This is a genomic window from Arthrobacter sp. SDTb3-6 (assembly GCF_013376095.1).
Taxonomy (GTDB): domain Bacteria; phylum Actinomycetota; class Actinomycetes; order Actinomycetales; family Micrococcaceae; genus Specibacter.
Genome location: NZ_JAAMFN010000004.1, coordinates 41,057 through 57,454 on the forward strand (window position 1 = coordinate 41,057; position 16,398 = coordinate 57,454).

Genomic DNA, 16,398 nt, shown 5'->3' on the forward strand with positions numbered 1-16,398 from the left:
TCTAGCGCAGTGGGGCTGCACCGCTGCGACACGATCGAAAGAGGGAACAGCATGTCCATGACGCCGGAACAGGCCACCTGGTTCGCCGGAACCTTTGAAAAGCTGGTTGCCAACGTGGGCCAGGCAGTCCTGGGCAAGGCGCACGTGGTCAGCCTGACACTCTCCGCCATGCTGGCCGAAGGGCACGTATTGTTCGAGGACGCGCCCGGCACCGGCAAGACCATGCTGGCCCGCGCCCTTTCGGCCACGGTGAAGGGCACGCATTCACGCATCCAGTTCACCCCCGACCTGCTGCCCTCGGACGTCACCGGCGTCACCATCTATGACCAAAAGACGCAGGTCTTCGAGTTCCACAAGGGACCGATCTTCGCCACGATCGTGCTGGCCGATGAAATCAACCGGGCCTCCCCGAAAACGCAGTCCGCGCTGTTGGAGGTCATGGAGGAATCCCGGGTGACCGTGGATGGGGCCGGCTATGAGACCGGCCGGCCGTTCATGGTGCTGGCCACCCAGAACCCCATTGAACAGGCGGGCACGTACCGCCTGCCCGAGGCCCAGCTGGACCGCTTCCTCATCAAGACCTCCATCGGCTACCCGGACCACGCCTCCACGGTGCAACTGCTCTCCGGCTCCAGCCAGCGGGACAGGACGGCCACGCTGCAGGCCATCATCACCCCGCAGGCGGTGGCGGAGATGGCCGACCTCGCGTCCACCACGCACACCGACGCCGCCGTGCTCGAGTACGTCTCGCGCCTGTGCGAGGAGACCCGCAACGCCCCGGAAACCCGCCTGGGCGTATCCGTCCGCGGCGCGATCGCCATGGTGCGCATGGCCAAGGTCTGGGCCGCAGCCAAGGGCCGCAACTACGTGCTGCCGGATGACATCAAGGAACTGGCACCCTACGTCTGGACCCACCGCTTCGTCATGGACCCGGAAGCCGAGTTTGCCGGTGCCACCCCCGAGGTGGTGCTCGGGCGGGTCCTGGCCGAGGTGGCCGCGCCGCAGCAGCGCGCCACGGCCTGACCGCCACAAGGGAGAGCATGAGCATCAAATCCAGCGTAGGACGGGCGGGGTCCGTCCTGGCCCGGCCGTTCCACCGCGACGGGGCACCCACGCGCCTCCACCCCACGTCGGTGTGGGCGGAAGCGGTCAAGGTGGGCGAACTGTATGCGGCCCCCGCCTGGGGGAAGGCCCGCGCCTGGCTGGTCCGCCGGGTGGTCCCCGTCCTGGCGATGGTCAGCGCGTTGGGCGCGGTGGTGATTTCCGCCGTCGTGCTGCTTTGGGTTGTGGGGGCCGCCCTCGGCTGGCAGGAGGCCAAGGTTGCGGCGCTGCTGGGCTCGCTTCTGTTGCTGATCGCCATCGGGTTCATCGTGGGCAACTCCCTGTACACCGTGAAGCTGGACCTCGCCCGCACCCGCGTGGCCGTGGGGGACAGCGCCGTGGGCAGCATCGCGGTGACCAATGCGTCCACGCGGCACGTGCTGCCGTCGACGGTGGAGCTGCCCGTCGGTGCCGCCACGGCCCTGTTCCACCTGCCGCGGATGAAGCCGGGCCAGGTGCATGGGGACCTGTTCACCATCCCCACCACGCGCCGCGCCGTGATCACGGTGGGGCCGGTCCGCTCGGTCCGCGCCGACCCCCTGCACCTGTTGCGCCGCGCGCTGCTGTGGACGGATCCCACAGAGCTGTTTGTCCATCCCCGCACCACCGCGCTGGAGGGTCCGGCCGCCGGCTTCCTGAAGGACCTGGAAGGCCTGCCGACCACCGAGCTGTCCAGCGCCGACGTCTCCTTCCACGCCCTGCGCGACTACGTGCCGGGCGACGACCGCCGCCACATCCACTGGAAGACCACGGCCCGCACGGGCAAGCTGATGGTGCGCCAGTTCGAGGAAACGCGCCGCGCCCACATGGCCGTGGCCCTGTCCGTGAACACGGACGAATACACGGCCGAGGCGGACTTTGAGCTGGCCATCTCGGCGGCCGCCTCCCTGGGGAGGCAGGCCATCAAGGAGGGCCGCGAGCTGAGCGTGGTGACCCAGCGCGGCCCCATCCGCTGTGAAACCGGAAAAAACATGCTCGACGACATGACCCGGCTCGCCGGGAACAACCGCCGCGGCACCGCCGTGGACCTGGCCCGCTCGCTTTCCGACTCCGTGCCCAACGCCTCCGTCGTGTTCTTCGTGGTCGGCTCCAAGGTCACCCCAACGCAGCTGCGCAGCGCCGCGGCCTCCGTGCCCCCGGGCGTGCGGGCCTTCGCCGTGCGCTGCCATGACGGTGCACAGTCCGCCCGGGCCAACATCGCGGACCTGACGGTGCTCACCCTCGGCGAGCTTTCCGACCTCCCGGCAGTCCTGCGAAAGGCCGTGGCATGAGCGGGCGCAGAAGCGCAGCCGCCGGGCAGGCCACCGGCGGATCCCGCAGGGCGGCCGCCGCGCCGGGATCCGGAACGCCCACGGCGCGCCCCCTGGAACCGCGACTCCCGTCGGCGTTCTCCGGCGGCAGGGCGTGGTGGCACTTTGCCATCGACGCCGCGGTCCTGGCCGTGCTGCTGGGGATCGCGGTCCTGGGTTTTGGCCCCACCTTTGGCCATGACCCCCGCTACCTGCTGGCCGGGCTCGGCGGCATTGTCCTGGGAATCGCCGTGGCGGCCGCCAGCGCGCACTGGCGGCTGGGCCTGGTGACGATGACCGGGCTGGCCCTGGGCGTGTACCTGGTCTTCGGCAGCGCGCTGGCGGCCACGGGGGAGGCCATTGCAGGGTTCATTCCCAGCCTGGCATCCATGCGCGGGCTCCTGTTGGGCATCATGCTTTCCTGGAAGCAGCTGTTGACGCTCGCCCCGCCGGTGGGCGCCAGCGTCGAGGTCATGGTGGTCCCGTACCTCTCCGCGTTTGTGGCGGCGATTGTGGCGGGCACGCTGGCGTGGCGCCTGCGCAGGGCCGCCTGGGCAGTGGTGCCGGCAATGGCCCTGTTCGTCGCCGCGATTGCCCTGGGGACGGCCCAGACATTCTTTCCCGTGCTGCGCGGGGCACTGTTCGCCGCGGGAGCCATCGCCTGGCTGGCCTACCGGCACGAGATGCTCCGCCGAAGTTCCGCACGGGCCATTTCCGCCAACCAGCCCGTCCACGACGCGGCCGCAGCCCGCACCTCGGTGCTGCGCCGCCTCGGCCTGGCCGCCGGCATGGTTCTCGTGGCCGGGGCGGTCACGATGGCCGCCGCACCGGCCCTGACCACCAGTGCCAGCCGCGACGTGCTGCGCGAAACCGTGGTGCCGCCGCCGGACCTGCACAACCTGCCGTCGCCGCTCATGCGGTTCAGGAACTACGTCAAGAATGAAAAGGACAAGGTCCTGTTTACGGTGGACGGGCTGCCCAAGAACGGCCGCATCCGCCTGGCCGCCCTGGACAGCTACGACGGCGTGGTGTTCAACGTGGACCCCAACAGTTCGGCGTCGTTTTCCCCGGTGGGGGACCCGCGCGCACTCAACCAGCCCGCGGGCGGTGACGCGCTCGTCGTCGGCGTGAAGATCGGGGACTACACGGGTCCCTGGATCCCCGGCATGTCCGTGGCGCAGAGCCTGAGCTACCACAGCGCCGCCGGCCCCACCCCCACCCTGTACCTGAACAGGGATTCCGGCACGGCCCTGGACCTGGCCGGGGTGCGCCAGGGCGACAGCTACACCATGGACGTCGACGTCCCGCAGGTGGACACGAAGAAGCTGGCCACGGCCGACTTTGGCTCGGTGCGCCTGCCCAAGCTGGAAAACGTGCCGCAGGTGGTCACCACCAAGGCCAACGACATCGTGGGTGAGGCGGACACCCCCCTGAAGAAAGTGCTGGCGCTGGAAGGGGCGCTGCAACGCGAAGGCAAGTTCAGCAACGGCCTGGAAGGGCAGGTGCCAAGCACCTCCGGGCACAGCGCCGCCCGCATCACCAAGCTCCTCTCCGGCAAGCAAATGGTGGGCGACGACGAACAGTACGCCACCGCCATGGTCCTCATGGCCCGCCAGCTGGGCATCCCGGCGCGTGTGGTCATGGGCTTCCACCTGGATGAGAAGGACCCGGCCAACGGCGCCGGCACCGTCCAGATCAAGGGCGACGACGTCCACGCCTGGGTTGAGGTGAACTTCGCCGGGGTGGGCTGGGTGCCGTTCAACCCCACCCCGGACAAGAACCACGTGCCGAACCCGCCGGAACCCCAGAACGCCTCCAAGCCCAAGCCGCAGGTCCTCCAGCCGCCGCCCCCGCCGCAGGAGCCGGCGGACCTGCCGCCGGACACCGCCCCGGACGCCCTGGACACCAACGGCAAGAAGAACAACCCGGCCGGGATCCTGGGCGCCATCCTGATGGTCCTGGGCGTCGCGGCGATCCCCGTGGTGGTCCTGGTGCTGCCGCTGCTTCTGGTGGTGCTGCTGAAGACCCGGCGCCGCAATAGGCGCTTTTCCACCGGGCTCCCCGCGGACCGGGTGAGCGGCGGCTGGTCTGAAGTGGCAAGCCTGGCCACCGACCTCGGCGCGGGGCTGGACGCCAACGGCACGCGGCGGGAGCATGCCCAGGCCCTGTACAGCGACTTCCCGGACAGCCGGGCCGCGACGGCGGTCCTGGCCGCGCGTGCAGACGCGGCCATCTTCGGGCCGGGCCAGCCCAGCGAGGAAGAAGTGGCCGACTACTGGGCGCACGTGGACCATTCCGTACGGGACATGAAAGGCTCGGTAGGATTTTTCAAGCGGCAGCGGGCAAGGTTCTCGCCGCGGTCGCTGCTGGTCGATGCCAGGGCACGGGCCAAGGGCGGGACGGCGCAAAACGTCCCTGCCGACGGTGCTGCCGTGGGGCCGGGGCGGACATCCTGGCTGGCAAAGTTGATGGACAAGACCCGAAGGGGTGCAAGGTAAATGGCGCGGAAAGTGGCCGAAAGCTGCCGAAATTGCGGGGCGGAGCTGGCACCCGGCTCGGCCTATTGCACGCTGTGTGGGGCGGCGGTGGCCAACCGGGCTGCCTCCCCGGCCGCGGATTCCGTCCCGCTGGGCCGCCCCTCGCAGGGCTCCCGCGCCGCAGTGCCGGGCGTCATCCCGGTCGGCATGCAGCCGGCCGGACCGCTCGTGGAACCCGTCCAGGTGGGCGGCAACGCGCAGTTCGCCGCCCCCTCCGAGCCGGCCGCGGGCGGCGCGGGCCGCCGCCTGGCGGCGAAGGTCATCGATGCCCTCCTTCCCGCCATCCTGTTGGGCACTGCCCTGGTCGTGGGGACCGCCCTGCTGTCCGTCAGGGAATCCGGCGGCTACCGGACCATCGACTTTTCGTGGCTGGCCATCCTGACCGGCACCGCCGCGGTGCTCTCGCTGGTGTACGGGCTGTGGCTGTGGTTCTGGGAGGCCGGGACGGGCAAGACCCCCGGCAACATCATGCTGGGACTGCGCACCACCGGCATGGACGGCCTGCCGGCGGGCGTGCTTGCCATCTTCCTGCGCAACCTGATCATAGCCGTGGGTTCGGTGGCGTTTTATGTGGGCACGGTGGTGGTGGTCATCTCCAACGCCTGGGACCGCAACGGCAAGCGGCAGGGCTGGCACGACAAGGTGGCCCACACCCTCGTCTTCAACGTCAGGACCGGCCGGAACCCCCTGGAGACCGGTGGCATCGCCGGGCGTGAACCGTACGTGCCGGCGGGCATGCCCGGCATTGCGCCGGTGGGTTCGCCGCTGCCCGGCGTGCCTGCCCGGCCTGCCGCCCCGTCCTGGCCCGGCAGCCAGGCCTGGCCCGGCAGCCAGGCCCCCGCGCCGGCACAAACTCTGGTGCCGGGGAAGTCCGGGCCCACAGCACAGGACGGGCTGACCGGCCCGGGCGGACAGACAGGCCCGGGCGGACAGACAGGCCCGGGCGGACAGACGGGTCCGACGGCGCCGCTCCCGGACCCCGGATTCGCCGGGCAGGCCCGGCAGGACGGCGCCCCGGCCCGGGACAGTGCCCCGGCACGGGCCTTCGGCGCCGCACCCGCACCGGCCAGCCCCTTTGCCCCGCCCGCCGCCCCGGCCTCGGACGGGGCGGCCTTCGGCGCGCCGCCGGAAGGCTTCGCGGTGCCCGAATCCGGCCCCATCACGGGCGTGCCGTTTGCCAGGCCGGCCGGCAGCAACCCTGCCCGGGGCAACCCTGCCGGCGGTGCCTCAGCGGCCGCAGAGGAGACAGGGGAGCAGGGGAGCCTGGGCGAAACCCGGGTCCGCCCCGTCGCGTCCGGGCCCGCGCTGCGCCTGGAATTTGACGACGGCAGCACCGAGGAGGTCCGGTCGGTGGCACTCATTGGCCGCAACCCCGCCGGATACGATGGGGAGATGATTGAACACCTTGTCCCGGTCCGGGACTCCAGCAGGTCCGTCTCCAAGACACACCTGCACGTCAGCGTCTCCGGCGAGGGCCTGTGGGTGACGGACCGGAATTCCACCAACGGCAGCGCCATCACGGACGCCTCCGGGCGGAAATCCGTATTGCAGGGCGGCACGGCCGCACTGGCCGAAGTGGGCGCCACCGTCCACTTCGGCGACCGCTCCTTCCGGGTGGGCCGCGCGTGAGCATGGCGGCCGGGGCGCCGGACGGACAGCCGGAGGAGGCGCCGGACATCCGGCACGGCGTCACCCTCAGCTTTGGCTTCGGCAGCGACCGGGGGCTGCGGCGCGAACTGAACGAGGACGCATTCCTCGCCGCGGACCCCATCTTCGCGGTGGCCGACGGCATGGGCGGGCACGAGGCCGGCGAGGTGGCCAGCCGTGAATGCATCAGCGTGCTCAGCCAGCAGGCGGTCCTGGCGGCGGGCTCCCGCAGCGCCACGGCCGTGGACCTGCAGCAGGCGCTGCGCCAGGCCGACGCGAGGATCCGCGAGATTTCCCACGCCCGCGCAGGCACCACTGTCACGGGGGTGGCCGTCGTGGAGGAACGCGGCGTGCCCTACTGGCTCGTGTTCAACGTCGGGGATTCGCGCACCTACCGGCTGAGCCAGGGCAGCTTCGGCCAGGTCAGTGTTGACCACTCCGAGGTCCAGGAACTGGTCGACGGCGGATTCATCACCCCTGCCGAGGCACTGGTCCACCCGCGGCGCCACGTGGTGACCCGCGCGCTGGGCACCGGCACGGATACCGAGGCCGACTACTGGCTGATCCCGGTCGAGGACGGGGACCGGATCCTGGTCTGCTCCGACGGCCTCACCGGCGAGGTCAGCGACGAAGGCATCCACCGGGCCCTGAGCACGCTGGAACACCCGCAGGATGTGGTGGATTCGCTCATCCAGGCCGCGCTGCGCTCCGGTGGCCGGGACAACGTCACGGTGGTGGTGGTCGACGCCGCCCGCGTGGACGGGACCGGCCCGGAAACCCTGACCCAGCCGTCGGCGCCGGCCGAGGAAGACACCCTGCCGCGCCTGCCGGAGGAAGCACCCGGGGCGAATTCCGTCCCGCCTGAGGAGAACCATGCCTGAGACCACCTACCGCCCCGGCCCCTGGCTTGGCATTGTGCGCTCCGGCGCCGTCATCGTCCTGGAGGCCGGAACCGGCCCCGGCACCGTCGCCGCCCTGTGGGAGAGCCTGGGCCGCGACACGCCCACCATCGACGGCGTGCTCAACGCCGTGACGTCCGGCTTCGGCACGGACCTCACCGGCATGCCGGCGTTTGGGATCCTGGTCGCCGGAGACCGCCTGCACGCCATCCTGCGCGGCGGGATGACCCTGTCCGTGCAGGGCGGGGGGACCGTGGAGACCGTATCCGGCCGCGACGTCACCACCTGGAGCGAACGGTCGCTGGCGCTGCCGGAGTCCATGGTCCTGACGCTCGACGCCGTCCTGCCGGAGCCGGGTGCCACGCCCGGACTGCCCGTGGGCGAGGCCGTGGTCCTGCTTTCGGAGCTGCGCCGCGGTATGCCCGCCGCTGATGTGCCCAGCCTTGCCGCCGGCACGGGGCAGGCGGCTGCCGCCCCGGCGCCCGCGCACGCGGCGGAGGGACCAGCCATGGAGGGCCTGGCTGCGCCTGCCTCCCCTGCACCAGGCAGCGGATCCGGAGCGGCGCACGGCACTGCCAGGGACGGCGGCGGCGAGGATGTGTACGCCGGCTTTGCCTTGGCCGCCGATGCCGAGTGGAACGCCGAGCTGGACGAGCCCTCCCGCTCCGAGCAGGACGCCCACCACCCCGAGGCATCGGCTGCTGCCAGCCCTGACGCCCCGCCACCTGAAAACCCGGCACCTGAAAACCCGGCAGCCGTCGCCACGGACCACGGCGACGTTGAGGAAGACCTGGGCCGGACCATCTTCCCCGGCCTGGGCCACGAGGATTCAGCGGCCGACGAACCCGCCGGCGATGCGGGCGGACCCGGCGCTGAAGCGGCCGACGTCAGCAACACCACGAACTACGACCACCTCTTCGGTGCCACCGAACTGCGCTCGGTGGAGGACGCCGCCGTGCGCCTGGACGAGGACGGCCGGGAGGTCCACGACGCGGCGCCGGGGCCCGCCCCTGCCGTCATTCCACCGCAGCCGCAGCTGCCGCCGTCGTCCGGACAGCCGCCGGCAGGGGAGGCTCCCGCCGCGGCGCCGACACCCGCGTGGCAGCCGCCGTCGGGCCTGCTGATTGATTCGGTGCCGTGGGGCAACAGCCGCGCCGGGGGATCCCCCGCCGGGGCGCCGGCTGCCCCGGGGAATGTTGTGGACACGGACCACGACGGCCACACGGTCATGCGCAGCGAGGTGGCCGGAAACGATGCGGCCGGCGGCCCGGCCACCACGCAGCTGGAATCGCGCCCGCCCACCGGGCCGATGGTGCTGGCGCGGCTGTGCCCGTCCGGGCACGCCAACCCGCCGAGCCGTTCACAGTGTTCGGAGTGCGGTGCGGCCATCAGCTCCGAGCCGCGCGAAGTGGGACGGCCGCGGCTGGGACGCATGCACATTTCCACCGGCGAGGTCCTGGACCTGGACCATTCGCTGGTCGTTGGCCGGCAGCCGTCCGTCTCCCGGGTCATGGGCGGGGTGATGCCGCGGCTGGTCCAGGTGCACAGTTCCAGCGGCGACATCTCCCGCTCCCACGTGGAGGTGCGCCTGGACGGCTGGGACGTGCTGCTGGTCGACCTCAAGGCCACCAACGGCACCGTGCTGGTCCGTGAAGGGCAGGCCCCGCGCCGCCTGGGCCAGGGCGAACAGGCCATCCTGCTCAACGGCGACATTGCCGAGCTGGGCGACGGCGTCTCGCTGCTGTTCGAAGGTCTTTTGTGAGCAGCAAACGCCCGCCGGCACCCCCTCCGCCCATCCCCGGATTCAGGTTCCTTTCGGTCCTGGGGTCCGGCGGCTTCTCCGACGTCTACCTCTATGAACAGGACCGGCCGCGCCGCAAGGTGGCCGTCAAGGTGCTCGTTGCCGACCTGAAGACGGACGGCGCCCGCCGCCGCTTCGAGTCCGAGGCGAACCTGATGGCGCAGCTGTCCACGCACCCCTACATCGTCACCATCTACGAGGCCGAGATCACCGACGCCGGGCATTCGTACCTGGCCATGGAATACTGCTCCCGGCCCAGCCTGGACGTGCGCTACCGGCGTGCACGCTTCAGCGTTGACGAGGCACTCCGAGTGGGCATCCAGGTGGCCTCCGCCGTGGAAACGGCACACCGGGCCGGCATTGCCCACCGGGACATCAAGCCGGCGAACATCCTGGTGACCGACTACAACCGGCCAGCGCTGACGGACTTCGGCATCTCCGGCACCATGGATGCGGCCCAGGATGACGACGCCGGCATGTCGATTCCCTGGTCACCGCCGGAATCCTTCGCCGCCGGTGCCACGGACGGGGTCAAGGTGGACATCTGGGCGCTCGGCGCCACGCTGTACACGCTGCTGGCGGGACATTCCCCGTTTGTCATCCCGGGCGGCGACAATTCCCAGCGCGAGCTCATCTCACGCATCAACTCCGGCCCGCTGCCGCGCCTGGGCCGCGCCGATGTTCCCGAGGCACTGGACCTGGTGCTGGCCACCGCCATGTCCAAGTCGCCGTCCTCCCGCTACGCCTCCGCCAAGGCCCTGGCCCGCGCCCTGATGCGGATCCAGGCGGACCTGAACCTCTCCATCACCCCCTTCGAGGTCCAGGAAGAAGCCCCCCAGGAGGAGTCCGACCCCGATGAAGGGTTCGAGGCCACCCGGGTGCGCAGCGTGGTGTCCATCGACCCGGACTCGCACCCGTCCGGCCCCACCTTTCCGTCCGCATTCCGCCCCGGCACGCCGGGGGCCGGCCCGTTTACGCAGCACCCGCAAATCCACAGCGTCCCCGGCGTCACGGGCAGGACCCACGGCGCCACCACCGGATTGACGCAGAACGGAGCCACGGTGCCCGGCAGCGCCGGCACCGCGCCCGGCGCGGGTGGGCCCGCGGCGGGTACGCACGGGCCGGCCGGGGCGCCTGCCGGGCCGGACAACGGCGACACCGCTGCGGCGCCGACGTCGCCGGGCGTCCGGCCCTATTCGTCCATGGTCTCGCCCACCCAGTGGGCCGATCCGCTCCCGCGCACCGGCAGCCAGGCCGCCGAGGAGGCCCATCTGGCCTCGACCGTGCACCGCAGCTCCGTGGCGCCGCAGGCACAGGGGCCGCAGGACGGGACCGGGCAGGAACCGGGGGGCCGGCGTCAGCCGTCCGCCGGGCGCCGGTGGCTGGGACTGGGGGCGGGCGCGGTCCTGGCGGCCGCCGTCGTGGTCGGTATCGTGGTTTACGCCAACTCCGGTTCCCCGGCCCCCGTCGACCCCGGGGAGGGGCGGAACTCCACGCCCCCGCCGGCCCTCATTGTCGGGGCCGACGTCCCGCCGGTCACCAAGCTCAAGGCGGTGCCAAGCAACGGCGGGGCCGTGTGGACCTGGACCAACCCGGATCCCCAGCCCGGGGACATGTACGTGTGGGCCGCGGTCAGCGCCGTCAACTCCGGCACCTTCAAGCCGGTCGGGGAGGCCAGGGTGTTCGTCACCAAGAACTCGGCCAACGGCCAATCATGCATATCGGTGAAACTGGTCCGCAAGAACGGCAGCACTTCGCCGGAGACCAGGAAATGCTTCCCGTAGGGAAGTGCGCAACACGACTGTGAGCCAGGGACCGCACGAAAGGAATGAACGCACCATGGGGGAATTGGCCATCGATTTTTGTGGCGAGTGGTACGAGCCGTCGCCGGACGCCGTCTTTAGCATCGGGCGCGAGGGGGACCTGGAAATTGACGACAACCCGTACCTGCACCGCAAGTTCCTGGAAGTCAGCCGCTACGACGGCATCTGGTGGCTGACCAACGCCGGCACCATGCTCTCGGCCACCATTGCCGACGCCGCCGGCGGCATGCAGGCCTGGATGGCGCCGGGCTCCCGCATCCCGCTGGTGTTTGCGCACACGAACGTCATTTTCACGGCAGGGCCCACCACCTATGAATTCTCGGTGCACCTGAAGTCGCCGTCATTCATGGCGCAAAGCCGCGGGGAGGACTCCGCGGGGTCCACCACCATCGGCCCGGTGGTTTTCACCGACTCCCAAAAAGCCCTGATCGTGGCGCTGGCCGAGCCCATGCTGCGCCGCGACGGCACCGGCTTCAGCTCCATCCCGTCCTCCGCGGAAGCGGCAAGGCGGCTGGGCTGGGCCCTGACCCGGTTCAACCGCAAGCTGGACAACGTGTGCGACAAGCTGGACCGCGTGGGCGTGGTGGGACTGCGCGGCGGCGGCGGCAAGCTGGCCACCAACCGCCGCTCCCGGCTCGTTGAACACGCCGTCACCTCGCACCTGGTCACCCCGGACGATCTTCCGCTGCTGGACGCCATGCGCGGAAAGGACGATGAGTGAAGATCCGGCTCACCCTCCGCCGGACGCCCCTGGCGGACAAGAACCTCTCCGTCACCGTGGACGGCCTGGCCACGGTGGGGGACATTGCCACCGAGCTCTACCTCTCGGACCCCTCCCGCAAGGGCGCGGAGGCGCCGCCCAAGCTCTCGCTCACCGTTGAGGAATCCGTGGTGGGCGGCGTCCGCGGGCGCACCCTGCCCCCGGAGTCGAACCTGCTCGAGTCCGGCCTGCGCCCCGGCGCCACCGTGTCCCTGACCCAGGTCAGCGACACCTTCCGGATGCCCGGGCATGACCGGGGCCCGGCCGCCGCGACCCTGCGCGTGCTGTCCGGTCCGGACCAGGGCAGGGAGTTCGCGCTGCCCCTGGGTACCAGCTACGTGGGCCGCGATTTCAACGCCGACGTCCGCCTCAGCGACCCCATGACGTCCAAGCGCCACGCCCGCATCACGGTGGCCGGGGCCGTGGAAATTGTGGACACCGGCTCCGCCAACGGCCTCATGATGGACGGGACCGCCATCTCCCGCGCCGTGCTGGGCTCCTCCGACGAGGTGACGCTGGGCGAGACCACCATCTCCGTGGTGGGACTGGGCCGGGGGGCCCAGTCCGGGCCCACCAGCCCGCTGGTGGAATTCAACCGTTCACCCCGCGTGGTGCCGCGTTTCAAAATTGAGGAGCAGAGCGTCCCGAGCGGGCCGCAGCGGCCCAAGCGGGAACGCTTCCCCATCGTGATGATGGTGGCCCCCGTCGTCATGGGCGCCGTCATGTTTGCGGTGACCAAAAGCCTGTTCAGCATCATGTTCATGGCCATGATGCCGCTGATGATGCTGGGCAGCTACATGGACCAAAAATCCCAGCTGAAGAAGGACCTGCAGGAAAGCATCGAGCACTTCCGGGCCGCCGTCACCGAGTTCCGGCGCCAGATGACGGCCCGCCAACAGGTGGAGCGGGCCGTCCGGCTCGCCGAAAGCCCGTCCGCCAGCGAGACGGTGGATGCCATCTACAAGCTCGGCCCGCTGCTGTGGACGCACCGGCCCGAGCACCAGGCCTTCCTGTCGCTGCGCATGGGGGTGGGCCGGCAGCCGTCGCGCACGCCGGTCAGGACTTCGAATGAAAACAACACGCTGCCGGAATTCATGGCCGAGATCGATGACCTGAAAACCGAATTCAGCGAGATTGACGCCGTGCCCGTGGTGGCGCAGCTGCGCCTCAGCGGTGCCCTGGGCGTGGCCGGCCCGCGCGGCGTGGTGGACGACGTGGCACGCGCCCTGGTGCTGCAGGCCGTGGGCCTGCATTCGCCGGCCGAACTGGCCGTGGCCGCCATGACCTCCATGGAGTCCAAGGAACGCTGGGAATGGCTGCAGTGGCTGCCCCACACCGGCTCCGTGCATTCCCCGCTGGCCGCCGACCACCTCGCGGCCGGCACCGGCGCGGCCGGCGTCCTGCTGGCCGCCCTGGAAGACCTGATCGTCACGCGGGGGGCCAACCTGGCCGCCAACTCCGCCGCGCACCGCGGGGGACTGGACGCGGACAAGCGTGAGCTGCCGCCGCCGGCCGTCCCGGCACTGCTGGTCGTGGTCGAGGACGACGTCAAGGCGGACCGCGGCCGGCTGAACAGGCTGGCCGAGCACGGTGCCGACGTCGGCGTCCACGTGCTCTGGGTCGCATCCTCCATCGAGGCACTCCCGGCGTCGTGCCGCGACTTCATGCACGTGGCGGAGACCGCCACCACCGGGCAGGTCCGGCTGGGCGGGCTGAGCTACCCGGTCAGCTGCGAAAGCGTCGACGCGGATCTTGCGGGCACCCTGGCCCGCATGCTGGCACCCGTGGTGGACACCGCCAAGCCGGTCGACGACGACTCCGACCTGCCGCGCGCCGTCTCCTATGTGACCCTCGCCGGGCACGACCTCATCGAGGGGACCTCCGGTATCGCCGACCGCTGGCTGGAAAACAACTCGGTGTCCTCCCGGGCCGTGAAGAACCGCAAGTTCCAGGGCTCCCTGCGTGCCCTGGTCGGGTCCAAGGGCGTGGAGCCAATGTACCTTGACCTGAAGACGGAAGGCCCGCACGCACTCGTGGGCGGCACCACCGGGGCCGGCAAGAGCGAGTTCCTGCAGGCCTGGGTGCTTGGCATGGCAGCCGCCTACAGCCCCGACCGGCTCACGTTCCTGTTCGTCGACTACAAGGGCGGTGCCGCCTTCGCCGATTGTGTGAAGCTGCCGCACACGGTGGGCCTGGTGACGGACCTGTCCCCGCACCTGGTGCGCCGTGCGCTGACGTCGCTGCGGGCCGAGCTGCACTACCGCGAGCACCTGCTCAACCGGAAGAAGGCCAAGGACCTGCTTGCCCTGGAGCGGGAAGCGGACCCGGAGGCGCCGCCGTCGCTGGTCATCGTGGTGGACGAGTTTGCCGCCCTGGCCAAGGAAGTGCCGGAATTCGTGGACGGCGTGGTGGACGTGGCCGCGCGCGGGCGCTCGCTGGGACTGCACCTGATCCTGGCCACCCAGCGGCCTTCGGGCGTCATCAAGGACAACCTGCGCGCCAACACGAACATGCGCATCGCCCTGCGCATGGCCGACGTCGACGACTCCCAGGACATCCTGGGCGAGCCGACGGCCGCCTACTTCAGCCCCTCCATCCCGGGCCGCGGCGCAGCCAAGACCGGGCCCGGCCGCATCCAGGGGTTCCAGACCGGCTATGCCGGCGGCTGGACCACCAGGACCCCGCAGCGCCCGCGCATTGACATTGTGGAGATGGACTTTGGCTCCGGCGCGGCCTGGGAACAGGAAGCGGTGGCGGCACCCGTCGAGGAGTCCGCCGGGCCCAATGACATCTCCCGCGTGGTCGCCAACGTCTCGCTGGCCGCCGTCGAACTCGGGGTCAGGCCGCCGCGCAAACCGTGGCTGGGCGAACTGCCGGACACCTACGACTTCTCAAAACTGCCCAACCCGCGCACCGACGCGAAACTGCTGCTGGGCGTCATGGACGACCCCGAACACCAGGCCCAGCCCACCGTTTTTTTTGAACCGGACAGGGACGGCAACATGGCCATCCTGGGCGCCAGCGGCTCGGGGAAGTCCGCTGCGCTGCGCACCATCGCCATCGCCGCCGCCATCACCCCGCGCGGCGGCCCCGTGCAGGTGTACGGCATTGACGCCGCCTCCAACGGCCTGGCCATGCTGGAGATGCTCCCGCACGTGGGCGGCATCATCAACGCCGAGGACAACGAGCGCGTGGGCCGGCTCCTGCGCTACGTGCGCGGCGTCATCGAGGAGAGGGCGGAGACGTTTGCCGCGGTCAAGGCCGGCACCATCGCCGAATACCGGCGGCTGGCCAACAGGCCGGAAGAGCCGCGCATCATCGTCATGGTGGACGGACTGGCGGCGTTCCGGGAAATTTACGAGTACCGCGTGGGCATGACGCAGTTTGAAACGCTGCAGCAGATCGCCACGGACGGCCGCCCCATGGGCGTGCACGTTGTCATCGCCGGTGACAGCACCAAGTCGCTGCCGGCGTCGCTCGCAGCCTCCATGCAGCGCATGCTGGTGCTGCGCATGGCCACGATGGACGACTATGTGAACCTGGGGCTTCCCCGCGACGTGCTTTCGGCCGCTTCGCCGCCCGGCCGGGGACTCATGGACGAGGGCGAGGTGCAGCTGGCCATCTTCGGCGGCAACGCCAACCTGGCCCTGCAGTCGCGCCAGGTGGAAAAGCTGGCCGAGGCCATGCGCCGCCAGGGAGTGCCGGACGCGCCGCGGGTCGAGTCGCTGCCGGAGACCCTGGACCTGAACGTGCTCCCCGCCGCCGCCCCGGGCCACGCCATCATCGGGATGGACGACTACAACCTCGAACCCGCCGGCCTGGCCGCCAACGGCGCGCTCATGCTCACCGGCCCGCCCGGCTCCGGACGCACCACGGCCCTGGTCACCCTGGCCGAGGCCCTGAAGCGTTCGACGCCGGGCACCCGGCGCGTCTACCTCGGCTCACGGAAGTCGGCGGTGGCCGGCATGCCGGTCTGGGACGAGGCATTCACCACCAACAACGGGGTGGAGCCGGAGCTGGCACGGCTGATCGAGCTGGTGGAGTCCGAGACGCAGCCGGTGGCGCTGTTCCTTGAGGGCGTCACCGAATTTGCCGACTCCATGCTGGAAATGGACCTGGTCAACCTCATCAAGGCAGCCATCAAGCTCAACCACTTTGTCGTGGGCGAGGCGGAATCCTCCACCTGGTCCGGGGCCTGGAACTTCTCCGGCCTGTTCAAGGCCGGCCGGCGCGGCCTGCTCATGAACCCGGGGGACCTGGAGGGAGACACCCTCATGAACACGCCGCTGGGGCGACTGACCAACAACAAGTTCATCCCCGGCCGGGGGTACGTTGTGGGCCGGGGCAAGGCGTTCAAGCTCCAGGTGGCCACCACCATGGACCACGAGCGGTAGCCCTGGCGCCGGTCGGGACCCCCGCTGGTCGAGCTTGTCGAGACGCCAACAAATGGGGACCGGTCCCCATCGACCCCGGCCGCCGCGGCTTGTTAGCTTTGAGTTAGTCAATCGGATGGACAAGCCGTCCGGGACAAATAATTCCAA

Annotated in this window: 9 protein-coding genes; all 9 read left to right on the forward strand. The window is 70.6% G+C overall.

Annotated features, from left to right (window positions below):
- Positions 1 to 51: 51 nt before the first annotated feature.
- Genes G6035_RS02835 through G6035_RS02875 form a run of 9 tightly spaced genes read left to right on the forward strand, consistent with a single transcriptional unit; the run spans position 52 to position 16,251 of the window.
- Positions 52 to 1,023, forward strand: a complete 972-nt coding sequence (locus G6035_RS02835; RefSeq protein ID WP_176615564.1) for a MoxR family ATPase — start codon at positions 52 to 54, stop codon at positions 1,021 to 1,023.
- Between the two features lie 17 nt (positions 1,024 to 1,040).
- Positions 1,041 to 2,372 (forward strand): DUF58 domain-containing protein, encoded by a 1,332-nt coding sequence (locus G6035_RS02840; protein WP_176615565.1) that lies wholly within the window; start codon positions 1,041 to 1,043, stop codon positions 2,370 to 2,372.
- Complete coding sequence (locus tag G6035_RS02845; protein WP_218062909.1) at positions 2,369 to 4,888, forward strand: DUF3488 and transglutaminase-like domain-containing protein; 2,520 nt, start codon at positions 2,369 to 2,371, stop codon at positions 4,886 to 4,888. Before G6035_RS02840 ends, G6035_RS02845 begins: the two co-directional genes overlap by 4 nt.
- Positions 4,889 to 6,556, forward strand: coding sequence for an RDD family protein (locus tag G6035_RS20385; protein WP_176615566.1), 1,668 nt, complete (start codon positions 4,889 to 4,891; stop codon positions 6,554 to 6,556).
- Positions 6,557 to 6,558: 2 nt separating this feature from the next.
- Positions 6,559 to 7,455 carry a PP2C family serine/threonine-protein phosphatase gene (locus G6035_RS02855; RefSeq protein ID WP_176615681.1) on the forward strand — a complete coding sequence of 299 codons (897 nt, stop codon included), beginning with the start codon at positions 6,559 to 6,561 and terminating at the stop codon, positions 7,453 to 7,455.
- A complete protein-coding gene (locus G6035_RS02860; RefSeq protein WP_176615567.1) occupies positions 7,448 to 9,235 on the forward strand; it encodes an FHA domain-containing protein in 1,788 nt (595 codons plus the stop codon). Before G6035_RS02855 ends, G6035_RS02860 begins: the two co-directional genes overlap by 8 nt.
- Positions 9,232 to 11,058: a serine/threonine-protein kinase gene (locus G6035_RS02865; protein ID WP_176615568.1), complete on the forward strand. Its 1,827-nt coding sequence runs from the start codon at positions 9,232 to 9,234 to the stop codon at positions 11,056 to 11,058. Before G6035_RS02860 ends, G6035_RS02865 begins: the two co-directional genes overlap by 4 nt.
- Positions 11,059 to 11,113: 55 nt before the next feature.
- Positions 11,114 to 11,818: a hypothetical protein gene (locus tag G6035_RS02870; protein ID WP_176615569.1), complete on the forward strand. Its 705-nt coding sequence runs from the start codon at positions 11,114 to 11,116 to the stop codon at positions 11,816 to 11,818.
- Positions 11,815 to 16,251: an FtsK/SpoIIIE domain-containing protein gene (locus G6035_RS02875; RefSeq protein WP_176615570.1), complete on the forward strand. Its 4,437-nt coding sequence runs from the start codon at positions 11,815 to 11,817 to the stop codon at positions 16,249 to 16,251. The genes G6035_RS02870 and G6035_RS02875 overlap by 4 nt, the downstream gene beginning before the upstream one ends.
- Positions 16,252 to 16,398 lie beyond the last annotated feature (147 nt).

Bases quoted from the DNA above. Each gene is read 5' to 3' on its own strand.
- G6035_RS02835 (WP_176615564.1), top strand. From the start codon at position 52: ATGTCCATGACGCCGGAACAGGCCACCTGGTTCGCCGGAACCTTTGAA.
- G6035_RS02840 (WP_176615565.1), top strand. From the start codon at position 1,041: ATGAGCATCAAATCCAGCGTAGGACGGGCGGGGTCCGTCCTGGCCCGG.
- G6035_RS02845 (WP_218062909.1), top strand. From the start codon at position 2,369: ATGAGCGGGCGCAGAAGCGCAGCCGCCGGGCAGGCCACCGGCGGATCC.
- G6035_RS20385 (WP_176615566.1), top strand. From the start codon at position 4,889: ATGGCGCGGAAAGTGGCCGAAAGCTGCCGAAATTGCGGGGCGGAGCTG.
- G6035_RS02855 (WP_176615681.1), top strand. From the start codon at position 6,559: ATGGCGGCCGGGGCGCCGGACGGACAGCCGGAGGAGGCGCCGGACATC.
- G6035_RS02860 (WP_176615567.1), top strand. From the start codon at position 7,448: ATGCCTGAGACCACCTACCGCCCCGGCCCCTGGCTTGGCATTGTGCGC.
- G6035_RS02870 (WP_176615569.1), top strand. From the start codon at position 11,114: ATGGGGGAATTGGCCATCGATTTTTGTGGCGAGTGGTACGAGCCGTCG.